The sequence below is a fragment of the Oleiphilus sp. HI0079 genome (genome assembly GCF_001635105.1).
The window spans coordinates 1-22,465 of sequence record NZ_LWFT01000079.1 but is presented as its reverse complement, the minus strand read 5'-3'; the positions used below and the strand labels follow the sequence as shown (position 1 = coordinate 22,465).

General features: G+C 48.3%; 17 protein-coding genes and 1 pseudogene. 6 read left to right on the top strand and 12 right to left on the bottom strand.

Translation table 11 applies throughout. The features are described 5' to 3' along the window. Window position 1 precedes the first annotated feature (1 nt). The 3 genes and pseudogenes from A3750_RS01225 to A3750_RS26675 all read right to left on the bottom strand — a co-directional run bounded on the left by A3750_RS01225 (window position 2) and on the right by A3750_RS26675 (window position 2,962). Window positions 2-1,225 (bottom strand): aspartate aminotransferase family protein, encoded by a 1,224-nt coding sequence (locus A3750_RS01225; protein WP_068453807.1) that lies wholly within the window; start codon window positions 1,223-1,225, stop codon window positions 2-4. A gap of 226 nt (window positions 1,226-1,451) precedes the next feature. Beyond that, a complete protein-coding gene (locus A3750_RS01220; RefSeq protein ID WP_068547955.1) occupies window positions 1,452-1,994 on the bottom strand; it encodes a DUF2058 domain-containing protein in 543 nt (180 codons plus the stop codon). A 35-nt stretch (window positions 1,995-2,029) separates the two neighbouring features. Beyond that, a pseudogene (locus tag A3750_RS26675) lies at window positions 2,030-2,962 on the bottom strand (metal ABC transporter solute-binding protein, Zn/Mn family). A gap of 292 nt (window positions 2,963-3,254) precedes the next feature. On the opposite strand from A3750_RS26675, the gene A3750_RS01205 reads away from it, so the two are divergent. Next, window positions 3,255-3,659 (top strand): MmcQ/YjbR family DNA-binding protein, encoded by a 405-nt coding sequence (locus tag A3750_RS01205; RefSeq protein ID WP_068547952.1) that lies wholly within the window; start codon window positions 3,255-3,257, stop codon window positions 3,657-3,659. Between the two features lie 77 nt (window positions 3,660-3,736). Here the strand turns inward: A3750_RS01205 and A3750_RS01200 are convergent, their stop codons facing one another. Then, window positions 3,737-4,345, bottom strand: a complete 609-nt coding sequence (locus A3750_RS01200) for a CAP domain-containing protein (protein ID WP_197474785.1) — start codon at window positions 4,343-4,345, stop codon at window positions 3,737-3,739. Window positions 4,346-4,768: 423 nt separating this feature from the next. Between A3750_RS01200 and A3750_RS01195 the strand changes: the two genes are divergently transcribed. Then, window positions 4,769-5,740, top strand: coding sequence for an SGNH/GDSL hydrolase family protein (locus tag A3750_RS01195; protein WP_068457786.1), 972 nt, complete (start codon window positions 4,769-4,771; stop codon window positions 5,738-5,740). Between the two features lie 58 nt (window positions 5,741-5,798). On the opposite strand, the gene sthA is transcribed toward A3750_RS01195, so the two are convergent. The 5 genes from sthA to A3750_RS01170 form a co-directional block, all read right to left on the bottom strand. Next, window positions 5,799-7,187, bottom strand: a complete 1,389-nt coding sequence (gene sthA / locus A3750_RS01190) for a Si-specific NAD(P)(+) transhydrogenase (RefSeq protein WP_068457784.1) — start codon at window positions 7,185-7,187, stop codon at window positions 5,799-5,801. Then, on the bottom strand, window positions 7,184-8,059 hold the full coding sequence (locus A3750_RS01185) for an HDOD domain-containing protein (protein WP_082873153.1): 876 nt from the start codon (window positions 8,057-8,059) through the stop codon (window positions 7,184-7,186). The genes sthA and A3750_RS01185 overlap by 4 nt, the downstream gene beginning before the upstream one ends. Window positions 8,060-8,118: 59 nt before the next feature. Then, window positions 8,119-9,330, bottom strand: a complete 1,212-nt coding sequence (locus A3750_RS01180) for a glycine betaine/L-proline ABC transporter ATP-binding protein (protein WP_068457782.1) — start codon at window positions 9,328-9,330, stop codon at window positions 8,119-8,121. Then, the gene (locus tag A3750_RS01175) at window positions 9,327-10,211 is read right to left on the bottom strand and encodes a proline/glycine betaine ABC transporter permease (protein ID WP_068457780.1); all 885 of its coding nucleotides are present in this window, start codon (window positions 10,209-10,211) and stop codon (window positions 9,327-9,329) included. The genes A3750_RS01180 and A3750_RS01175 overlap by 4 nt, the downstream gene beginning before the upstream one ends. A 61-nt stretch (window positions 10,212-10,272) precedes the next feature. After that, the gene (locus A3750_RS01170) at window positions 10,273-11,316 is read right to left on the bottom strand and encodes a glycine betaine ABC transporter substrate-binding protein (RefSeq protein WP_068457778.1); all 1,044 of its coding nucleotides are present in this window, start codon (window positions 11,314-11,316) and stop codon (window positions 10,273-10,275) included. Between the two features lie 190 nt (window positions 11,317-11,506). Here A3750_RS01170 and A3750_RS01165 point away from each other — a divergent pair, with 190 nt between their 5' ends. Next, window positions 11,507-14,419 carry an EAL domain-containing protein gene (locus A3750_RS01165; protein WP_068547951.1) on the top strand — a complete coding sequence of 971 codons (2,913 nt, stop codon included), beginning with the start codon at window positions 11,507-11,509 and terminating at the stop codon, window positions 14,417-14,419. Window positions 14,420-14,576: 157 nt separating this feature from the next. Here the strand turns inward: A3750_RS01165 and A3750_RS01160 are convergent, their stop codons facing one another. Continuing rightward, the gene (locus A3750_RS01160) at window positions 14,577-15,374 is read right to left on the bottom strand and encodes a dienelactone hydrolase family protein (RefSeq protein ID WP_197474784.1); all 798 of its coding nucleotides are present in this window, start codon (window positions 15,372-15,374) and stop codon (window positions 14,577-14,579) included. A gap of 329 nt (window positions 15,375-15,703) precedes the next feature. On the opposite strand from A3750_RS01160, the gene A3750_RS01155 reads away from it, so the two are divergent. Both A3750_RS01155 and A3750_RS01150 read left to right on the top strand, forming a co-directional pair. Continuing rightward, window positions 15,704-16,711, top strand: coding sequence for a fasciclin domain-containing protein (locus tag A3750_RS01155; protein ID WP_082873152.1), 1,008 nt, complete (start codon window positions 15,704-15,706; stop codon window positions 16,709-16,711). A 222-nt stretch (window positions 16,712-16,933) separates the two neighbouring features. Then, window positions 16,934-17,512, top strand: a complete 579-nt coding sequence (locus tag A3750_RS01150; protein WP_068466334.1) for a phosphoribosyltransferase — start codon at window positions 16,934-16,936, stop codon at window positions 17,510-17,512. Window positions 17,513-17,665: 153 nt separating this feature from the next. On the opposite strand, the gene A3750_RS01145 is transcribed toward A3750_RS01150, so the two are convergent. Beyond that, window positions 17,666-18,526, bottom strand: a complete 861-nt coding sequence (locus A3750_RS01145) for a metal-dependent hydrolase (RefSeq protein WP_068455504.1) — start codon at window positions 18,524-18,526, stop codon at window positions 17,666-17,668. Window positions 18,527-18,757: 231 nt separating this feature from the next. Here A3750_RS01145 and A3750_RS01140 point away from each other — a divergent pair, with 231 nt between their 5' ends. Continuing rightward, the gene (locus A3750_RS01140) at window positions 18,758-19,810 is read left to right on the top strand and encodes an AraC family transcriptional regulator (RefSeq protein WP_068455507.1); all 1,053 of its coding nucleotides are present in this window, start codon (window positions 18,758-18,760) and stop codon (window positions 19,808-19,810) included. 173 nt (window positions 19,811-19,983) lie between these two features. Here A3750_RS01140 and katG read toward each other — a convergent pair whose 3' ends face one another. Then, window positions 19,984-22,185, bottom strand: a complete 2,202-nt coding sequence (katG, locus tag A3750_RS01135; RefSeq protein ID WP_068547950.1) for a catalase/peroxidase HPI — start codon at window positions 22,183-22,185, stop codon at window positions 19,984-19,986. Between the last annotated feature and the right edge of the window lie 280 nt (window positions 22,186-22,465).

Here is a 22,465-nt window from a genome sequence, read left to right as displayed (position 1 = left end):
GTTACGCCTCCGTTCCAACAAACAAAGAGATTGCTTGATCTAACCGCGCCATCCCTGCGTCAATATCGCCGTCGGCGATAATTAAAGAAGGCGCCATACGCAAGACATTAGGGCCGGCAATTAACACCATTAAGCCCTCATCCATCGCTTTAACGAGAATATCTTTCGCCTTACCTTGATAGGCTTCAGCCATTTCACAACCGATTAAAAGCCCGCAACTTCGAATCTCTTTGAAAACTCCATACCGCTTGTTAATGGCTTCGAGACCACTCATAAAACGTGAATGCTTCGCTTCAACCTCGCTAATCACATTGTTCTCAAGCAACTCGAGAATCAATGCTTCCGCCACCGCACACGCTAATGGATTGCCGCCATAGGTACTGCCATGGGTGCCAACTCCAAAGCTCTGCGCCACTTTTTCTGAAGTGAGCATCGCGCCCACAGGAAAACCACCACCTAACGATTTTGCTGTCGTTAAGATGTCTGGAATGACGCCGTACTTCTGATACGCATAAAGCGCACCTGAACGTCCGACACCTGTTTGAATCTCATCAAGCACAAGTAACGCATTATGTTTATCACACAGTGCACGCAAGCCCTTCAAAAACTCAGGATCAGCCGGTTTCACTCCACCTTCACCTTGAACCGGCTCAAGTACCACGGCACACGTTTTTTCTGAGATGAGTGCTTCGACACTCGCAAGATCGTTGAAGGTGGCATGTTTGATACCGCCTGGAACCGGCTCAAAACCCTCTGTATATTTGGCTTGCCCACCAACGGAAACAGTAAACAATGTACGCCCGTGAAAGCTGCCATAAAAAGAAAGGATTTCGTTTTTCTCTGCGCCATAGTGATCATGCGCATACTTGCGAACCAGTTTGAAAGCGGCTTCATTTGCCTCTGCGCCAGAATTCGCAAAAAACACGCGATCCGCAAAGGTGTTTTCGGTTAACAAGCTTGCCAAACGAAGTGCTGGCTCATTCGTCATCACATTACTTACATGCCAGAGTTTTTCTGCCTGCTCCTTTAAGGTGCTTACCAAACGCGGATGAACATGCCCTAAAGCACTAACGGCAATACCGCCTGCGAAGTCAATATACTCTTTACCTTCTTGATCCCAAACGCGCGAGCCCTGACCCCGAACCGGGATCACCGCTGACGGTGCATAATTCGGAACCATAACCTGATCAAACACAGATCGGCTGGGGTGAAGTTCATGTGACATACTCGGCTCTCCATACCTAAAGTTCTGAGGCAATAAGCCCATTCCCCAGAACGCTTGAAAATAAGTTGCTACAAAAGATAGCGCAAAAAGAGCGATAAGGTTGCTTTTTGTCGCTATGTACCGGTCTTCGTGAGCCGGTCTTAGTCGGGTAAGTGTTGGGTAAGAGCTCTGCGAGACGAAAGAGCGAGACTACAGAGCGAGCCTCGTACCTCTCACATTCTACCTCTTACCACATCAAATCATCCGGAATCTGATAATCCTTATACGGATCATCTTCATCAACCTTTTCGCCGCTGCCATCATTCAAGACAACAACAAAGGCGGCATCTCTTTCGGCGATTTTTTCGGCAACTGGTCGTGCGACCACAGCATAGGAGTCACCTTTTCGAACGAGCGCCAAGCGGCCCTTCGCAAGAGCGTCCACCGTTTGATCGTCGACATAGATCTTTTGAATCTTCGCGCCATCAGCAAACTGATAGCCGGTCTCTCCATCGACTCGTAAGGTGTTAACGTTCACGAGCTGGCGGATTTGCGCTTGAATTTCACGTTCGCGCAATTCCGCTTTTTTCTTCTCATTCAGCGCTCGATCGCGCTCGGCCTTTTCAAGCCTCTCGCGTTCAAGCCTTGCCTTCTTCTGCGCGTCTTCTTCAGCAAGACCTGAGCGTCCTACTTGCTTGTTCTTCTTTCGCTTTTCTTGCTTTATGGCCTTGGCCTTTTTATTGTCGACAAGGCCCGCGCCCAACAACTGCTCTTGCAGCGACTTAGCCATAGCTACTCTCCATCATTTACTCATTTTTCTCAAATTTAGTGTTCATGTTCTTGGGCATGTTCTTGGGCATGACCATTATTTTCATGCGCGCCACGATTGTCTCGGTTTCTGACAACAGAAGCATCGGATGCCGCCATCGCTCCATCGAGCAAATCCAAATTGTACTCCATCATTTGGATGGAGCTGCGAGCTTTATCCCCCGACAACGCTCCAGAAATCAGCGTACCAGAAATCACAACTGAGGTTTCATTCTCCAGCTGCTCTATCAGCTTGTTATTCGCTATATTCTCATTAAAAACGGCAGTAACGCCCAAAGAGCGAACCTTTCTTACCACTTCCGCTACTCTGCGTGCGGAAGTATCCGATCTAGTGCTCATGCCACTCAAATTTTAGACAGAGAACCCATAATCCTTTGCCAGATACGCAAACGAATTATGCGGGATAACAATGTTTTTTCTCGCATCTTCTAGACCAGAGAACAGCGCCATTGCGCGAGCATCAAGCTGTTTAATCTGGTCTATGTACGTGACTTTTCGATCTTCAAAATAGGCTGACGAATCAGGTCTCAGCCTCACCAACTCTGAGGAAATATTCTCTAAGTAGTAAATTGCCTGTCTCAGGCTTGTCCATGCGTGACGGTCTGCCACGCCATCAACCGCAGAGTGTGCATCATGGTCTTGATGCGAGCGACCATGTTCGTCTGTCTGTAGCATAATTACATCGATGCCTTTTGATGCAACGAGCGTGGTTCCAGAATAACCCGATGCATCAATAATTCGATTCATCCACCCCTCAAGTCCAAGCCCGTTCACAACGAAAAGCTCAGCATTTGAGAGTAACGCCATATCTTGAGGTGTCGCTTTGTAAACATGGGCATCTTCATCCTTCTCAACAAGGCTGGTTACATCCACTTTGTCGCCGCCGGGTTCTTTGACCCTGTCGCCCAAAATACTAAAAGACGCAACCACCCCCAATAGCTTGATCACGTTGATTTGCCACCGCATCGGCACTAAACAAAAAACAAGCGAGCGCAGTGATTCTCACGAGAAGAACAGGCATAACGAGAACAATTCCTCATTTGATACAGCGAAATGTTTAAAAACGTAACGAAATGTACAGGCACGCACGGCAAAGTGTAACAGGGTCTATACTTGTCGTAAGGCTTTTTTTCGCCACGTTACCACTGTCGTTAAAAGTTTTACTTTGGCTCGATAACGAGTGTTGAGCCCAATTATAAATGTCGCATAGGGAGAATCGGCTATGAATTTTGAAGCAGCGAAAGCTTATTTACTTAGCAAACCTGAAGCGCGAGAAGATTATCCATTCGGACCACCAGTACTTGTACCAAAAATCAAAGGGAGCATGTTTGCGACCCTTACAAAACAAGACGGTGTGCCACACATGAATTTGAAGTGTGACCCCTGCTTCGCAGAAGAGTTGAGAGAGATGTACGACTCGATTGTGCCAGGCCATCACATGAACAAAACACACTGGAACACAATCGTCTTAGATGGGAGCGTTCCGGATGAAGAGCTAGAACGAATGATCGACCATAGCTATTCGCTTGTCGTTAAAAAACTGAAAAAGTCACAGCGTAGTTTGCTAGAGCAAGCATATGACCATGACGAGCTGTACAAGGAGTTGGAGTTACAATTCGTTGCCTAGCGATTCATCTTATCTCGATACTTTACCGCAGTTTCGAGAATAGATTAGGCTCTGATCGATCGTTCTGACCCTGAGGGTTACTGTACTGGATGACCAAGCACCATCGTCCAGTACACCTCATAGTCAGCGTTATCGGCGATATAAACCGCTACCGCACCCTCTTCATAATGACCATTCATGATTGCTGAGCAGTGACTTGGACTATCGAGCCATCCTTGCATCACACTATCGACAGAGTAAAACCCAGCAGCAATATTCTCACCGACCATGTTCCAGGAATAACCCGCTTGCGTTGCGCGGCTGCCGACTCGCAAGCCGTTCGAACCAGTATGACTAAAAAAATTGTTATCGCCCATATCCGTAGAATGCGTTAAACCTGCGGCCTCTAATTGGCAATTCCACGTCACAGGGCCTACCGCCTCATAAAACACTGCGCCACAACTACGCGACTGGGCACGCGCCGCATTCAGAGCGACTAATAACTCATCATCAAGTTGGCTAGTGAGGCAAACCTCATCCATTAACTGAGCAGCAACTGCTTGCCCCTGACCCTGAGAGGTAGCACCCGTTTCAGAAAGACTGTTCACTTCGCTAGTCGAATCATATGCACCAGAAGAGCAAGCGCTTAGAACAAGCGCACAAGTACTCGCGCTCACTAGACGATAAAAATTCTGAATTGTCGACATGCTGCATCCGATTCTCTGATTTCAATGCACTTCAGTACAGCAGTCGCTTTGCGTTCCTTCCGTTGTCGAGAGGTATGGTTTTGTACTCTTGTATGAGCGTTATGAATGATCCGGTTTCAGAATGTAAAATGCTGTAAACCCCAAAGCAGACAAGGGCTACAGAGCCGTTTAACGTAACACTCGTTAACCGAAAATTGGGCGTCAGGGTTTGTGAGCGAAGACACACTTAGCAACATTGCTTGAACTCAAATCGGACAAGCACACGAAACGCGATCATCTGCTGGAGTTTTGTACGCTTTTTGACTCACGTAAATTGATCTGCATTGGAGATACTCTCGTTCCCATAAGTGCCGCAAGGGATCGAGGCTCATAAAAACAAAAGGATTCACGAAACAAAAACGATAATCATAACAGATGATACTAATGAAACGTTCTCTTAAAACCTTGGCCGGCCTGATCGGCGGTGCCGTACTTTCTGCAAGTGCAGTCGCATACGACAACATCTACATTTTCGGTGACAGTCTTTCTGACACTGGTAATGCTCAAGCATTTACCAACGGAGCTGTTCCAGCACGTTTCTCTAACGGTCCGGTAGCGGTCGACATTATTGCCGGCGCTTACGGTTTGCAAGCTACGCCTTCAGTGTTTTTGGCGGGCGCAGGAGAGCTAGGTAACAACTATGCAGTTGGCGGCGCCGTTGCTTTGGATGCAGACGGTGATGACACAAACGTCACTGACACCAACCTCTCTTCTCAAGTAAATGCATACCTTGCTTACAACCAGTTCCAGGCGAGTTCTACTGCACTTTATGCGGTCATCATCGGTGGCAATGATTTGTTCGCAGCACAAGCCATTCGTGCAGGTTCTGTCGCAGAAGAGAACGGCGCTGTTCGCCAAGACATTCGTAAAGCCGCAGAAGCGCGAGTAACCGCCGCTGTCGATTCAGTTGAAGCGCAATTGATGAAGCTAGTTGGGTTTGGCGCTCGCAACCTGCTTGTTGGCACTGCACCTGATGTAGCACAAGTTCCTACCTCACTCGATTCAGCGGCTGGCCTCCAGGCGATCGCGGATGACAAACAAGAAGCGAAACGTGCAAGCAAATTTTTGAAGTACACATCCAAGCTAACAGCACAATATAACGAAGAGCTCGCTGCAGCAGTTGAGCGTGTTGAATCGGCTGCAGGTATTGATATCACTATTTGGGATTTGGAAGCATTCCTTTCTAACCAGATTGAAGATGCTGAAATGCTCGGCTTTGACAATACAACGGATGGTTGTATTGAAGACTTTTCAAATCTTCCTGCATGTGATGGTTTTGTCTTCTTTGACGGCGTGCACCCGACGACTGCCGTTCATACAGCAGCCGGCCTAGAAGTTCTTCAACTTCTTCAGTAAGCCTGTCTGTAGTGAAAAACCCAAGACATTGTCTTGGGTTTTTTCTATTTGAAAGGCGCTAGCTGCCTCCCTTTCGCTGACCAATAACCGACAGTGCCGCCACCCGATACGCTTCAGCCAACGTTGGGTAGTTAAAGATGTTCTCAACAAAGATATCAACAGGACTATCGCTTAAAATCGCCATTTGCCCAATGTGTACTAATTCTGTTGCACCTTCTCCGACAATCTGAACGCCGAGTATTTTTTCACCTTTCGCATCGCAAATGATTTTTAATAAACCATCTCGTATACCACTAATTTGACCCCGAGAAATCTCATCAAAGCGCGCGCTTCCAACAATAATCTCGCCCTGCTCTCTCGCACTCTGCTCTGTCATGCCAACTCCCGACAACTCTGGTATCGAATAGATCCCTGAAGGGATCAATGACGACATCGCACCGACTTCAATACCGAGCGCATTACAACTCGCTCTGCGCCCTTGCTCCATCGATGCAGATGCGAGCGAAGGCGGGCCAATAACATCGCCAGCCGCGAAGATATTCTCAATGCTCGTACGCAAATATTCATCAACCCGAATATGACCATGTTCACTGAGAACCAAATCCAAGGCGTCTAAACCGAGCTCTGCAATGTTCGCTTCACGTCCAGCCGCCACCAATAACTTCGAACTCGAATACTCTGAACCGTCATTACACCGCGTAATCACCTGCGAAACCCCATCCCATTCGACCTGTTCAACGGTGCGATTCCCAATCCATGTACCGCCCATTGCTTCAAAGGTTCCCAGAAACCGTTCAACCAAGTCTTCGTCCATAAAACCCAAAGGTCTCGGGTAACGATCGATCATCGTCACGTTTACTCCAAGAGCCTGAAAAATCGAGGCATATTCACTCGCAATAACGCCACCTCCGAGCACCGTTAAACTTGGCGGCAAATACATCATGGTTAAGATGGAGTCGCTATCAAAAATATTCTCATGATCGACCGGTATGCCCTCGGGATGACGGGGTACTGAACCGCTGGCAATCACAAAGTTCGTCGCAGAAAAATTTTCCAAATGCCCGTCTACAGATTCGATCATAAGCGTATTGCGGGTCGAGAAATGCGCTCGGCCATGGATGCGTGTGATATCGTTTCGTTCAATTTGTTGCACCATGAAGCGGTCATGCGCGTCAATTACGCTCCCTAAACGGTCAATCAGGGTCGCCATCTCTGTATCTTCGGCTAACTCGAAATCACAAAGAACTGCGTTTTCCCGCATACTTTTAACGCGTAACGCATTCTCGCGAAGCGTCTTGCTAGGGATAGTTCCTCGGTGAACACAAGCTCCGCCGAGATATCGATCTTGCTCGATCAAAGCGACCGTTTTCCCGGCCTTCGCAGCTTGCACGGCTGCTTTTTGTCCCGCAGGGCCACTACCTATGACGATCACATCGAACTCATTCATAACTTGTGCGCCCTCACTGCCGCTACAATCTGATCACGCCGCTCTGTCAGTTCGTGAAGCTGGTCCTGATACAGATTCAAGTGCTGAAAAACCTCTGCTTTGAGTACCGGCTCAAGGTCGGCACCATCAAGGCTCGCGCTCGCCAATTTTGCGCCGGCATTAACCACCGCCGCTTGCTGACGGTACTGATCACACGCGGAATAGTTATTGGAATAAAATGAGGTAAGACACACAACCTTGGGCATCTCCCAAGCTTGGTTAATTTCTTGTCCAAACAGCGGATGCATCACATCCTCTAACTCGCGCACCTTATCTGCATCCAGTTTGATGCCGTTCATGACGGCCATATCCGAGAACATCTGCAAAAACGCAGCGCGACCAATACCGTGTAGCAAACCACATAAAAATGCAGACTCAACATTCTCCTGCGATGCGCGCGCTATTTCTTTCGACCAGAGAGCCGAGCAGAAACCATGCTGAGAAATATCTGACAAACGATTTTCATATCCCGGCGCATTGAATAGCTTTGCGTTGAGCGCGACACCAAGAGAGATCTCACAAATCAAATTCATGCCCAGTCGCGCAATGGCCTGCTGCAGCGAAACCATAGATGCTTTGGGCGTGTAGAGTGCAGAATTGGCCACGCGCATCACGTGGCCAGCTAGATTGGGGTCGCTTTGAATAAGATCCGCTAGGCCAGCGGCATCCGACTCGGGAGAATTGGCAAGTCGCATCACTTCTGTGGCAATCGCAGGAAACAGAGGCACATCAATGTCCCCCTTGCTCAAGCGCACAACCACTTGCTTGCCAAGCTCTCTCAGGTCTGCAGATAGCTCAAAAACGAGTTCTGTTTTTTGGTCTTCAGTAATCAAAAAGGGCCGCTCCTGTACATAAACTCACCAGAGTTTAATCCAAGATTGCGACCCTGAAGTTAACGCCCTAAGATTTTCGCCAAACGCGCTCGCGATAACACCCCTTTTAGCTTTCCTTCTTCACTCACTACCGGCAAAGGATGCTCCGTATCTAGCGTGTCCGGAATCACCTCTTCAAGCAGCGACTCAGGCGAGATCTCGCAGCTTTGCTCGAAGTACTCCTCCGTTAAAGGATCACTTTCCTTCGCTTCGTTATCAACCGCCTGCTCTAGCGTTTCCTGAAGCACTGCGCCCTCGTAGCCATCAGAAGAAACAACATAGGCGTAGTCATTTGAAGAAGCCCGCATTTGTTGCAAGGCATCGCCAATGGTTGTCGCTGTAATGCGGTTCACTGGCGGTTTCATAACGTTCTCAACGGTCAAGGCGCGCGCCCGATTCACATCACGTACAAAGGCCTCAACGTAATCATCAATCGGTTCGAGCAGAATTTGGCTTGGCTCGCCAACCTGAACTAGCTCGCCATCTTTGAGAATGGCAATACGATCACCGACACGCAGCGCCTCATCAAGGTCGTGTGTAATAAACACGATGGTCTTATGCAATTTTTCCTGAAGGTGGATCAGTTGATCCTGCATTTCACTGCGTATTAAAGGGTCCAACGCCGAAAATGCCTCGTCCATTAGCAGCACATCGGGATCGGTGCACAACGCGCGCGCCAAACCAACACGTTGCTGTTGCCCGCCAGACAACTGAGACGGGTATAACGCTTCATACCCCTCTAGACCCACATCGGCTAACCACGTTTTTGCTTTCTCAAGTCGCTCCGCTTTCGCAACGCCTTGCGTTTTCAAACCAAAGGCAACATTGTCGATAACAGATTGATGGGGCAACAAACCAAAATGTTGAAAGACCATCGACATACGTTGACGTCGAAAATCTTGCATTTGGTTCTTGTCGTACTGCATGACGTCATCGCCACCGAACAAAATTTGCCCTGCTGTCGGCTCGATCAAACGATTAAAGTGTCGAATGAGCGTAGATTTACCAGAGCCTGAAAGCCCCATAATCACGAAAATCTCGCCACGCTTGATGTCAAGATTGATATCCTTGAGCCCAAGCGTATGCCCCGTCTTTTCGAGAATCTCAGTTTTGCTCAAGCCCTTGTAAACCAGATCCATGTGTTTAGAGGCATCCTCTCCGAATAGCTTATAGAGGGATTTAATCTCGATAAAAGTGTTGTCGTCTTTGGGCTCAATTTGGGCGTCCGTCATTGCTTACCTCCCAAATGCGCTTGTGAGCGTTTTGCATAAGCTTGCGATACGCGATCAAAAATAATCGCCAACACGACAATCGCAACACCGTTAAACAAACCAAGTGCAAAAAACTGATTATTGATAGACCGCAATACTTGCTGTCCAAGCCCGGCAACACCAATCATCGAAGCAATCACCACCATCGCCAGCGCCATCATTATGGTCTGGTTTACTCCCGCCATAATATTTGGCATTGCGAGAGGTAACTGCACTTGGAAGAGTTTTTGCGTTGGCGTCGTACCAAAGGCGTCTGCGGCCTCTAGTACTTCTTTATCGACTAATCGAATACCGAGATTGGTTAAGCGAATCACCGGCGGAATGGCGTAAATAATCACGGCGATCATGCCTGGGATCTTTCCGATGCCCAAAAGCATAACGACAGGAATAAGATAAACGAAAGCAGGCATGGTCTGCATGACATCCAGAATCGGCGTAAAAACAGACTGCACACGGTCAGATCTGGCCATCAAAATTCCGATAGGAATACCAATTAAAATGGAAAGCAGCGTGCTCACGGTGATGATACTTAAGGTACTCATCGTGTCTTCCCACATGCCAAATAAACCAATACCGAATAAAGCAAAAGCTACAGAAATCGTCAGTTTCCATGAGCGCGCGGCCATGTGACAGATACCGGCAATAACAAAAATAACCAGCCACCAAGGGGCGGCCAAAAGCAACTTCTCAAACCAAATAAGAAACTGCAGCAAGGGCTCAAAAAAAGCCTCAATGTTTTCGCCATATTCACGCGAAAAGCTTCGATAAGCCGTATCCAATGACTTACGTATCTCTACGAGGGTCTCACGACTGAGTTTAGGAAATTCCGTTAAAAAAGACATAGTGAGCTCTTTAACAAAAGGAGTGAACAAAAAAGCCGCTCGANTGAGCGGCTTCAAATATTTATTTAGAGATCAACGCCCCTTTCACTTTTTCAGCCACCTCAGGCGCCACCCAAGCCGTCCACGTCGCAGTATCGCTCATCAGGAAATGCTCGGCCGCTGTTGCGCCGTCAGCTTGATTATCTTCCATCCAAGCCAATAGCTTGTTCATTTTCGCATTGGTAAACGAACGTTTTGCAACGTAGTCAAACGCCTCAGGCGCGCGCTCTGCGAACGCTGCTGTTGTCACAGACTGAACAGCAGATGGTGGCCACATAGTGGGCTTTGGATCTGCACACTCTGCCTGAGAGATACAGTTGTTGTAATGCTCAGCATCAACGCCTGAGCCGAAATCTACTTTCACCATTTCATACTTGCCCAATACAGCCGTTGGCGCCCAGTAGTAACCGAACCACGCTTCCTCACGCTCATACGCTTTCGCAATAGCACCTGCTAGAGCAGCACCTGAACCCGGATCAACCAATTTAAAGCCAGCATCTTCAAGCTTCAGTGCGTTGAAAAGATTGGACACCGTGATTGCACAGTTCCAGCCTGCTGGGCAGCCCATTATTGCTGAAGCATCCGGGTCTTCTGGGTGCTTGAACATGTCAGCGTTAGCAACAACACCTTCAATTGTTGCGAGGCTTGGCTCTTTATCTACTAGGTACTGAGGAACCCAAAGACCTTCTTCACCGCCATCAGACAATGAGTTGCCTGCGTACTTCAAACGGCCCTCTGCAACGCCTTTGTCCAAGGGCTCGCGCAATCCGTTACTCCATAGCTCTGGCGCTAGATCAGGTTCACCTTTCTCAATCATCGATGTACCAGTAGGCATTGTGTCACCAGCAATGAGCTGAGTTTCACAGCCATAGCCATTCTTCAGAATGTAGTTATCAACATGCGCCATTAACGCAGCGGAGTTCCAGTTCATTTCAGCTATGGTCACCGACCCACAGCCACTTGCTGCAGGGGCCTCTGCCTCTGCTGATGCTGTTTTTTCAGTGGAATCACCACAAGCGGTAAGTAAAGCGAACGCTGACAATGCAGCAACCAATGGTTTTTTCATGGGAGGCTTCCTTTATTTTATGTTAGTTTTTTGTGAGTTCTTCGGCTTGCTTGTTCGTTATTTTAATGATGCTTTGAGTACTAAGCATTTTTAGTGTTCTTACCGTATCACAGGCAGCAATTGATTCCAAAAGCTATACTCTTCCAAGCACCTGATAAAAAACATAATTTTAAGTCGAGTTAGTACGATAATGAGCCAGCCGCTAATAAAATCAATGCAACCAAGCGTGGCGCTGATGGTCGCCGTAAGCTTTTTACTGTTTGCAATGAGTGTCTGTGCAACTCCAAAAAATACGCCCAAACACGAAAAGTTGATCATCTCTGAGTCGAACCAAGTTTTTCAGGTGAATCAGGTTCTATACGTATACGAGGACGAAAGCACTGAGCTAGGTGTTAATGACCTTGTCGACATGCCTGCTCAGCAATGGATGCGGGTCACACGTTCCATGCCCGGCTACGGTTTCAGTTCGCGACCACTCTGGTTTTCAATCACGGTTGAAAACACGCTCCCCAAAGAGCAATCCTTCTATCTCGAAATCGATTACGCCGCATTGGATCACATCGAGTTTTACAGCATCACAGAAGATGGTCGGCGCTCGTCCTATATTGCCGGAGATCGATATCCCTATTATGAGCGACCAATCCACTATCCGAGTTTTTTATTCCCCTTCTCAATCGAGGCGAAGAAAACGTCTCGCCTACTATTTAAAATAGAGAGCGAAGGACCAATGGTCGTGCCAACGCGCGTTTGGTTCGAACATACCTTTCGTCAAGCAAAGCAAAGTAACTTTCTTGCTTATGGCGCATTTGTTGGCGCCATGCTGGTTATGTCTTTGTATAACTTTGGTTTGTTCGCGGCTCTACGAGAGAAAAGCTATTTGTTTTACTCACTTTTCTCACTTTGCTATGTCGGCTTAAGCCTCTCTATAGAGGGCGTTGCTTATCAAGTCTTATGGCAAGACTACCCGGCGCTTCAACGACGCTCTATTTTAACCTTCGGCGCATTGACCAGCCTATTTCTGATCTTGTTCACACGCTACTTCCTAGGCATCAAACAAGACAGTCGCATCAGAACGGTGCTTCAACTTTTTACTATTGTCGCTTTGCTAAACCTCATTGGCACCTTCACCTTGCCCTACACTGCCTCCGCCATACTGCAGGCAGGTGTCATGCTTTGCGTGATCATTGCCAGTGTCGCAATTTCGGCTTTACTCTGGCGGCGATCGCAACAGCTTGCGCGTTTGTTTCTTATTTCATGGCTTTTGTTCTTTATCAGCGTCGCAACCAATCTATTAACCGCGATCGGCATCGCGCCATACAGTGCGTTCAATGAATACGGCTCTATGGTAGGCGCTGTGGTCGGCTTAGTGCTGCTATCCCTCGCTTTGGGTAATCGCATCAATACTGCGAAGCGAGACAAAGATCTCGCAAAGCAAGAAGCCGTGCGCAACCTCCGTCGGTTTGAAGCACTCTACGAGCATTCACTAGAAGGGATCTTTCTGCTTGATGAAGATTGGTTGATCATCGAGGCCAACCCTCGATTCCGACAGCTTATTCCCGGCGATCCAATTGGGCAATTTCTTCCTTTAACGGCGCTGCTTTCCTCTTCATCGAAAGCGAAAGAGCTTCAACAGCGGATGGCTGAGGAGCATGAGGTGCGAAACATTGAAGCACTATTCAAAGCCAGCGGAAAAGAGCCTGAGACTTGGCTAGCACTCTCGCTGAAACAAAAAGTTGATCCGAAAACAGGGACGACCCTTTACGAAGGCAGCGTTGCCGACATAAATGCGGTCAAAGCCTTTGAGCGCAAGCTCACCAACCTTGCTCTTCAAGACCCTCTTACCGGCTTATTGAATCGTCGAACACTAGAGAGCCAGATGAAAGAGCAACTGAGTATCGCGCGCGACGGTACGCTTAGCGGCGTCATTTTACTAGATGTGGATCAATTTAGAGTCGTGAACAAGCTATATGGCCACACTGTGGGTGACAACTTGCTTAGGCGTGTTGCCGACATTTTCCAACGCTGCATATCTCAACACGCGAGCAAGCACTGTTCAGCTCGAATCGCAGGCGACGAGTTCTGCAGCTTCGTTCAGTCATTGGACCCCGATCAACTTGAAGCGCTCGCGGAGGAACTCAGAAAGCGCATTGACGAGTTCATGCTGGTACATGAAGACAAAGACATTCATGTCGAAGGCTGTGTCGGTTTAGTAATCATAGAAGGCCAAAAAACAGACATCAACAGTCTCATTGCGACGGCACAGCACGCCTGCAAACAAGCCAAGCAACAAGGGCGCAACCGGGTAAACGTGGTTTACGACAAAGAAGACAGCCTCAAGAAAAGCCGGGAACAGGCAACTTGGATTGAGCGCATTCGATTTGCCGTCAATAACAAGAAATTTGCCCTGCAAATCCAAGAAATTCGACCGATACGCCAACACGCTAAACAGAATGATGCACTACCGGCACACTTTGAAGTGCTCCTGCGCATGGCGCTCGATGACAACGATCGAGTGTCACCTACAGAATTCTTGCCCGCCGCAGAGCGCTATGGACTGATGCCTCTTATTGATCGCTATGTGTTCGAGACCTTCTTTGAATGGATGCACGCACATCCCGAAAAGACGGCCGCGTTTGATTGTGCGAGCATCAATGTCAGCATGCAAAGTATTGCAGACTCTAGCTTTCGAGATTGGCTCGTAAAGCAGTTCAGAGAGAAAAACGTAAGCGGCAAACAGATCTGCCTTGAATTTACAGAATCGGTTGCGATGAGCAGCCTTAGTGATACACATGCCTTTATACAAACATTTAAAGAGTTGGGCTGCCGCTTCGCCCTCGATGATTTTGGAACAGGGTTTTCATCCTATGCACAGCTAAAAGATCTTGGCGTCGACTACGTTAAAATAGACGGCGTGTTCGTTCGCAATATCGTCAGCAATTCCGTTGACCATACCTTGGTAAAATCCATCGCCGAGGTTGCTCAGGCCATGCAGCTGGAGACCATTGCCGAATACGTCGAAAATCAACGCATCGTGGATACGCTTAAAGAAATCGGCATTGACCATATTCAAGGTTACTTCGTGCATAAACCGGAACCGTTATAAACGTTCCATAAACATCCTTTATAGAAGCAAGGATTAAGTCGACGAGAGCAAAGTAGTCCTCGAAATCGTCAAAAGCAACGCAAAAAAAGGCTTGATGTTCAAGCCCTTACTCGCTCATTAATACTTCAATCGGCTAACGATCTATAAAGCCTAAATGCTATTTCGTATGCGCCTCTAGAAAACCAGTAAACAAAGTCCAGCTCTGCGTGTCAGCCACCTCGTCGTAACGATCTGACCCAAAAACGGTAAACGCATGAGGTGCGCCACCATAAGTCACCATCTCGTGCGCGACGCCTGCACCCTCAAGCTCGTCCGCAAGCCCAGCAAAGTCAGCCATGGTAATCATTGAGTCGGCCGTTCCGTGCATGACTAATACTTTACCCTGCGTGGCCTTGTAGTCTTGCCCTTCGGGTGTACTTAAGCCGCCATGGAACGAGGCAAAACCATTCACCTTTGCTCCAGAGCGAGCGAGTTCCAGAACCGCTGCTCCGCCAAAGCAATAGCCCATCGCTACGGCGTTGTCGACATTACCACCCAGCTCTTTTGCCTTCATCATGCCGGCCTGCATAATCGATCGCATTTTTTCCCGATCTTTATACAACGCGCCGGTATGCTGCTTTTTATCAACGACTTCTGTAGGCCTAACACCTTTGCCAAATAGGTCTGTAGCAAACACCGCGTAGCCGAGCTCGTGCAGCATCTCGCTTCGCTTGATTTCGTAATCAGTAAGCCCATCCCAATCATGGATTAAGTAAACGAGCGGTGCAGAGTCATCTTTTCCAGGCACATAATAGCCTTCGTAGATTTCGCCAACGGCTTCAAAATCGACATTCTTACCACTGTGTTTCATGCCATGACCGTCCGCGTGCGCAATCGCGCTTAGAGACAAACTCATTACTAAAACAGAAACGAGACGCGCCCCAAATGCGAGAATCTTAGTGTTCACGGTAACCATTTTAACTCTCCTGAATCGAATTTTTTGTGTATTGAACTCGTGTAATTCGAGCGAAAATCTGCCGCCCAAGAGGACAATTACGTCCCGCTAGCGCCTTTGGATTGGCCGTATAGCAAGCGAACCACCAATATAAATGAATTCCACTAAATTACGCACATTTCGTTAAATATCGTGACATTTCTGTGATCCGCATTATTCCAGCCCTGCGTAATCTTCCCCGAGCGCTCTGAAACACATTGTAAAACCGCGATCGACAAACGTCGGTTCCCAAATTATGGCCCTGCACCTTTTACAGAGGTGCTAAACGAAATTACAAAAGGAAACGAATCATGAGCCTTCTATCCGCTAAAGCAAAACTTAAACGTTGGGCACCTGCCCTCGTACTTGGTGCTATCCCGTTCATTACGGCATGCAGTGATAACGACAACCCTGCACCAGCACAGAATATCGTTGAACTTGTCCAATCAAACGACGATTTCGACACCCTTGAGCAGCTTGTTGTCGATAATGGCCTAGCAGGCACCCTCGCCTCTGACGGTCCATTCACCGTGTTCGCTCCAACAGACGAAGCATTTGCCGCCGTTTCAAGCGTGCTTTCTACTCTCACGCCGGCACAAGTGGTTGAAGTGCTTCAATACCATGTTCTGGCAGGTGAAGTTTTGGCAACAGCAGCAATCGACATTGCTGGCGGTTCTGGGGATAAAACCGTAGCAACGGTAAACGGTGCTGATAGCAAGATCGCGCTGTCGCTCACCGGTTCAGATTTATACGTCAACACGTCCAGAGTCACGTCTCCAAACATTCTCGCGACCAACGGTGTCGTTCATGTGATCGATAAAGTATTGATTCCACCGAGCCTCACTGAGGATCGTTCCAACGAATCAATTACCGTAGAAGCGATCGCGATTGCAAACCCAGATACGCAAACTCTTGAAGATGCCTACGTCGCAGTCGGCCTGACAGGTGCGCTCGCGTCAACCGGCCCTTTCACCGTATTTGCACCGAACAATTCAGCGTTTGCGGATCTTTTAGCTGCGCAAAATGCAACCGACTTAAACGATTTGGTCACGAAGCTTGGTGGAGCCGCTGCAGTGGCTGAGATCATTAAACAGCACGTAGTACCAGGAGCAGCGATCGATTCTTTAAGCGCTTATGCAGCGAACGGTGGACAAGTGGACACGCTACGAATGAACACGGCGCTTCCTGTGACGATCGAAGACGGTGTCTTAAAAGTGGCTGGTTCCTCAGTGATCGCGACCGACGTTTACGGTAGCAATGGTGTTATCCACATCATCGATACTGTGATTGCTTCGGGCACAATCGACACCACGCCATAAGGCTTCTCTCCGCTTAGTCGTAGAGCTAAGAATAAGTGTTGGGCCGGCTGTTTCAGCCGGCCTTTTTTATGCCCGCTCTATTTACACACAGAGAATACCCGCAGACCAACACCCGTAGACCATGCCCAACTTAGCAAGGGTTTACATTTTCGCGGTGAATTCAGCTGCGTTTTCGACTATAGTTCGCGCCAAATTTTTATTTGATACTTTTTGGTAGCGAGCATGAACAAAACCTACATCAGCGCACAGCAATTGCTGGAAGATTCCTTCAACTTAGCAATCCAAATCTACGAAAGCGGATTTCGTCCTGACTACATAGTTGGTGTTTGGCGCGGCGGCGCACCCGTAGGTATTGCGGTTCAAGAGATGTTTGATGTACTTGGTGTTCATTGTGACCACATCGCAATCCGAACATCTAGTTACACCGGTATTGGTGAGCGATCAAAGCAGGTAAAAGTGCATGGCCTAACCTACCTGATTAACCGAGTTGAAAGTGAACAGAATCTACTCATTGTTGACGACGTGCATGACAGCGGCCTAAGCATCCACCAGACGATTGTTGATCTCACAGAGCGCTGCAAGAAAAACACGCCAACCATCAAAGTGGCAACGCCGTACTACAAACCAAAAAACAACAAAACCCAGCGCGTACCAGATTACTTTTTATATGAAAGCGACGAATGGTTAGTCTTCCCGCACGAACTGGAAGGTTTAACTAAAGAAGAGCTTCTAGAAAGCCGCCCGGAACTCAACAGCATGATTCATAAACTCGAAGACTTGGGCGCATTTAAAGACCGCTAACTGGCTACCAATCCAAAGTACATGCGACAGCATGAATCATAAAAAAAGGGGTCGCAGCACTAGACATGCTCGCCCCTTTTTTATTGTCCTAAGCTGTTTTTAGAAAAGCCTTTAGCGTTTTTTATATAGCCCTTGGCGTCACTTAAAAAAGCCCTAGGCAGCCTTTTTCGCTTTTAAATCAAACTCGGTTTTGTATTCTTCTGCCTTCCACTTCTCGATCAAAGCGGTATCGTCCTGATCCCAGGGATGGAAATCGTCGCGGAAGAAATCCTTCATCTGTGGGGCCATGGAACGCATCAATCCGCCTTTCCCATACAGAAATTTCCAGAACCCTTTGATCTCTCGCCAGCTCGGACGACGTTTGGCCCACCAAAGCAACCTTACCGTATACTTCATAAAACGATATGAGAGCAGCACCATGGCAATGCGCATTGCTCGATGCAGGAACTTCCGGTTACCAACAACCTGCATGTACAGATCAAAGGCCACGCTTTTATGCTCTAACTCTTCTACCGCATGCCAAAGCATCAGCGGCTTGATAGATGGATCCATCCCGTCCATTCGCTCAGGCTTAGTCAAAAAATCATAGGCAAGTACTGCAGTCATGTGCTCAACGCACACGGTAAAACCAAGGCGCTCCTTATCTTTACGCCCCTTTATCGACCACTCCAAGTCTTTCTCAAAAACCTCTTCAAGCCGCACTGCGTCGTAGCCTTTGTCCCGAAGAGCTTCATTGAAACGCTTGTGTTGCAAGCTATGGTGCGCTTCCTGACCAATAAAGCCTTTAATTTGCTGCTTCAGCTCTTTGTCCTGAACTTGGTCACGGAACATGCGCACTGACTCAATGAACTCCCCCTCACCAGCAGGAAATGTCGCCGACATAGCGGCCATATAGGCACTCTTAAGGCAGTTGTTATCAAAGAAGTCTTTGGTCTGCATTTGTGCATACGGAAACTCCATGTGACGAGGCAGAACATCTATGGGCGTTTTGCTTGACGCATTAATTTGACTCATTTTTGTCGCTCCAATCAACGAACACTCATAACGAAAAGTCTTACACGCACCATATCAAAAATGAAACAGTGCTTTCTCTGTGTTCGCTATATTGCGTAATTGTGAGAACAACAAACAGGTGATAAGGTATCAAAAAGTGGTTATTTCAGCTCATACTCCAGATAGAAAATCTTTAGCGATCTGTCTAAGAGTAAAGCGAACAGCATAGAGAAAAAAATAGATAATAAGATCATGATTCGACCGCAGCCCGACCTCACCCTCGCCTCAGGCGACTACCTATCGGTAGTACGCGACTTTGCCTTAAGCAGAGGCATACAACCCTCTGAACTCTTAGAGGGCAGCGACTTGAGCGCTTCAGATTTTATTCATCCGCCCGAGCTCATCAGCAATTTCGCCGTCAACCACATTGGTGTAAACCTCTACTCGAAGCTCAAAAATCCGCTCGCCGAAGCCGTACATTATGGCTTGCAAGTTCGCTCATCCAGCCACGGTGCACTCGGCATGGCGATTCAGTCTTCACCCTGCCTAAGAGATGGTTTGGAAATACTCATCAAGTTCTACAATACGAGGCTCGCCGCTCAAACGCCGGTCGTGACTGTCTCAGAAAGAGAGGTCACCTTGTCGCTTGAAACCAATACTGACGGCCTTTTACACACAGACGAAGTCCAACGCTTTTTTGATCTTTCAACCATGGTGAGTATGGCCCAAAGCGTTTTCCTATCGCTTGGGTGCACGACTCTGAAGGAACAGGCAGTAATCGCCATCGATGCGCCAGAACCAGAGGAATTCCCACACCAAGCAGCGCCAATTTGCCGTTTTGTTTTCGATGCAGAAAGCGCCTTCATACGCTTTCCCACAGAGTGGTTAGACCTCCCCTTTCAAACAGCAAATGCAGATCTATGTGCGGCAGCGATTGCTTGCTGCGAAGCCGAGCTAAAGAAAATTAAACCCGCAGATTTGGTTGAAAATATTCGTACGGAGCTTGCGAAAGTGGAAGGGCCGATACCCAGTATCGACGACATGGCGAGTCGCAACTTTATGTCGACAGCCACATTGAAACGACGACTCAGCGAGCTGCAATACAGCTATCAGGATTTGAAGAACGAAGTCCGCTTAGCACGCGCCAAAACATTGTTAAAAGAGAATGCCGTTGGGATAGAGACGATTGCGATGGAGCTTGGTTTTAGCGATAACTCCAACTTCACCAAGTTCTTCAAACAACATGACGGACGAACACCCAAGCAATATCGCCAATTTTTAGAAAACCAGACAGCAAACGACTAGTACCATCGATCAAAGCCATCGATCAAAGCCATCGATCAGAACCATCGATCAGAGCCATCGATCAGAGCCATCTTTCAAAACTATCAATTGATACCGAAGTGAAAAAATTGACCCCGCTTAAAGCGGGGTCAAATTCCAGCGCTATCGAATATCGAAGCGCAAAGGTAAGGCTTTTATTTTCGATCGAAACGATCTGCATCCATCACCTTCACCCAGGCGTTAACAAAGTCACGTACGAATTTTTCCTGTGCATCATCTTGCGCATACACTTCGGTTAATGCACGCAGTTGTGAATTTGAACCAAACACCAGATCAACCCGTGTGCCCACCCACTTCAGTTCACCGCTGCTGCGATGCTTACCAATGAATACGTCATCCGAGCCTTCTTCTGGCTGCCACTCGATATCCATATCGGTCAAATTGACAAAGAAGTCATTCGACAGCACGCCCGGTTGCTCGGTAAACACACCCAAGTCATCGCCTTTGTAGTTCGCACCCATGACACGCAAACCGCCCACAAGCACCGTCATCTCGGCTGCCGTCAAGCCAAGAAGTTGGGCCTTGTCGACTAACAACTCCTCTGCGCTCACGCTGAAAGACTTGGCTTGATAGTTTCTAAAACCATCCGCTTGCGGTTTCAGTAGATCAAACGACTCTACTTCAGTTTGCGCTTGCGTTGCATCCACCCGCCCCGCTGTAAAGGGAACCTCAATAGAAGCACCCGCGTCCCGTGCAGCCTTCTCAATCGCCACACTGCCAGCAAGCACAATCATATCGGCAAGCGAAATCGCCTTATTACCGGCTTGGTCATTGAACTTGGAGCGGATATTTTCCAACACAGCTAAAACACGCGCTAGCTGCTCAGGCTCATTGACCTCCCAGTCTTTCTGAGGCGCTAGACGAATACGCGCACCATTGGCTCCTCCGCGATAGTCAGAACCGCGATACGTCGAAGCGGAGGACCAAGCGGTGTACACCAGCTCAGCGACACTCAGATCTGACGCGCCAATACTGGCCTTTAACTGGGTAATATCGGCGCCATCAACGAGTGCATAGTCACGCTCAGGCAAAGGGTCTTGCCAAAGCAGCTCCTCTTGCGGTACTTCCGGCCCAAGGTAACGAGATTTAGGGCCCATATCGCGGTGCGTCAACTTAAACCAAGCTCTGGAGAAAGCATCCGCAAACGCATCTGGGTCTTTGTGGAAGCGCTCTGATATCGCACGGTAGGCTGGATCCATCTTCATCGACATATCTGCTGTCGTCATCATCAGACCCACGTGCTTTGAAGGGTCTTCAACGTCAGGCGCTTTGTCTTTGTCGGCGATGGATTTGGCGGCCCATTGATATGCACCAGCAGGGCTTTTCTCTAATTCCCATTCGTAGCCGAAGAGAACATCAAAATAGCCGCTGTCCCATTGCGTCGGATTTGGTGTCCAAGGCCCCTCGATCCCACTCGTGATCGTGTCGCGCCCTTTGCCCTTGCCATGGGCACATTTCCATCCAAAGCCTTGCTCTTCGATTGGCGCCGCTTCTGGTTCAGGACCGACCAAGGCGGCATCGCCCGCGCCGTGTGCTTTACCAAAGGTGTGGCCACCTGCGGTTAACGCGACCGTCTCCTCGTCATTCATCCCCATACGCGCAAATGTGTCGCGAACATCAATCCCTGACGCAATTGGATCGGGATTTCCATCGGGGCCTTCGGGATTAACGTAAATCAAACCCATTTGAACAGCCGCAAGCGGGTCTTCCAGATCTCGCTCTCCGCTGTAGCGTTTGTTACCCAACCATTCGTTTTCTGCACCCCAGTAAATATCTTCTTCGGGGCTATAAATGTCTTCACGGCCACCACCAAAGCCAAACGTTTTAAAACCCATGCTTTCGAGCGCGACATTACCGGCCAGAATAAACAAGTCGGCCCAAGAGAGGCTGTTACCGTACATCTTCTTCACTGGCCACAATAAACGCCGAGCCTTATCGAGATTGCCGTTATCAGGCCAGCTGTTTAGAGGTGCGAACCGCTGATTACCGTTATTTGCACCACCGCGCCCATCCGCAGAACGATACGTTCCTGCTGCGTGCCAAGCCATACGAATCATGAACGGACCATAGTGACCGTAATCTGCGGGCCAACACTCTTTCGAATCCGTCATCACTTCCGTGAGATCTTGTTTCACTTCAGCCAAGTTGAGTTGCTCGAACGCTTTAGCATAATCAAATCCCTCATCCATTGGATTGGTTTTTTGATCATGCTGATGAAGGATCGACAAGTTCAATTGGTTCGGCCACCAACTTTTATTATCAGAACCACGCCCGCCTGAACGGGTTTGGCTTCCGTGCATCACTGGACAGCCTGTCGTTTTTGTAGAATCGCTCATAGTTACCCCTTAAAGATTGTGAAGAGTACGTCGCAAACCTCTCGTTAAATGCGTACTGAACAAGACAAAAATATCGCGTTTCACCTTAGTTCATATGTTCAGCCTACGCTCACCTCCTTTAACCGTAAAATAGAATAAAAAGATTACTAAATTAGATTTTTTAGAATATTAAACATCAAACTCCCACCCCCCTCTTTTTAGCCCCTCACCTTAGCCTTCGGTATTAGCGCTTGGTATTAGCCCTTGGGATTAGCGCTTGGGATTAGCGCTTGGGATTAGC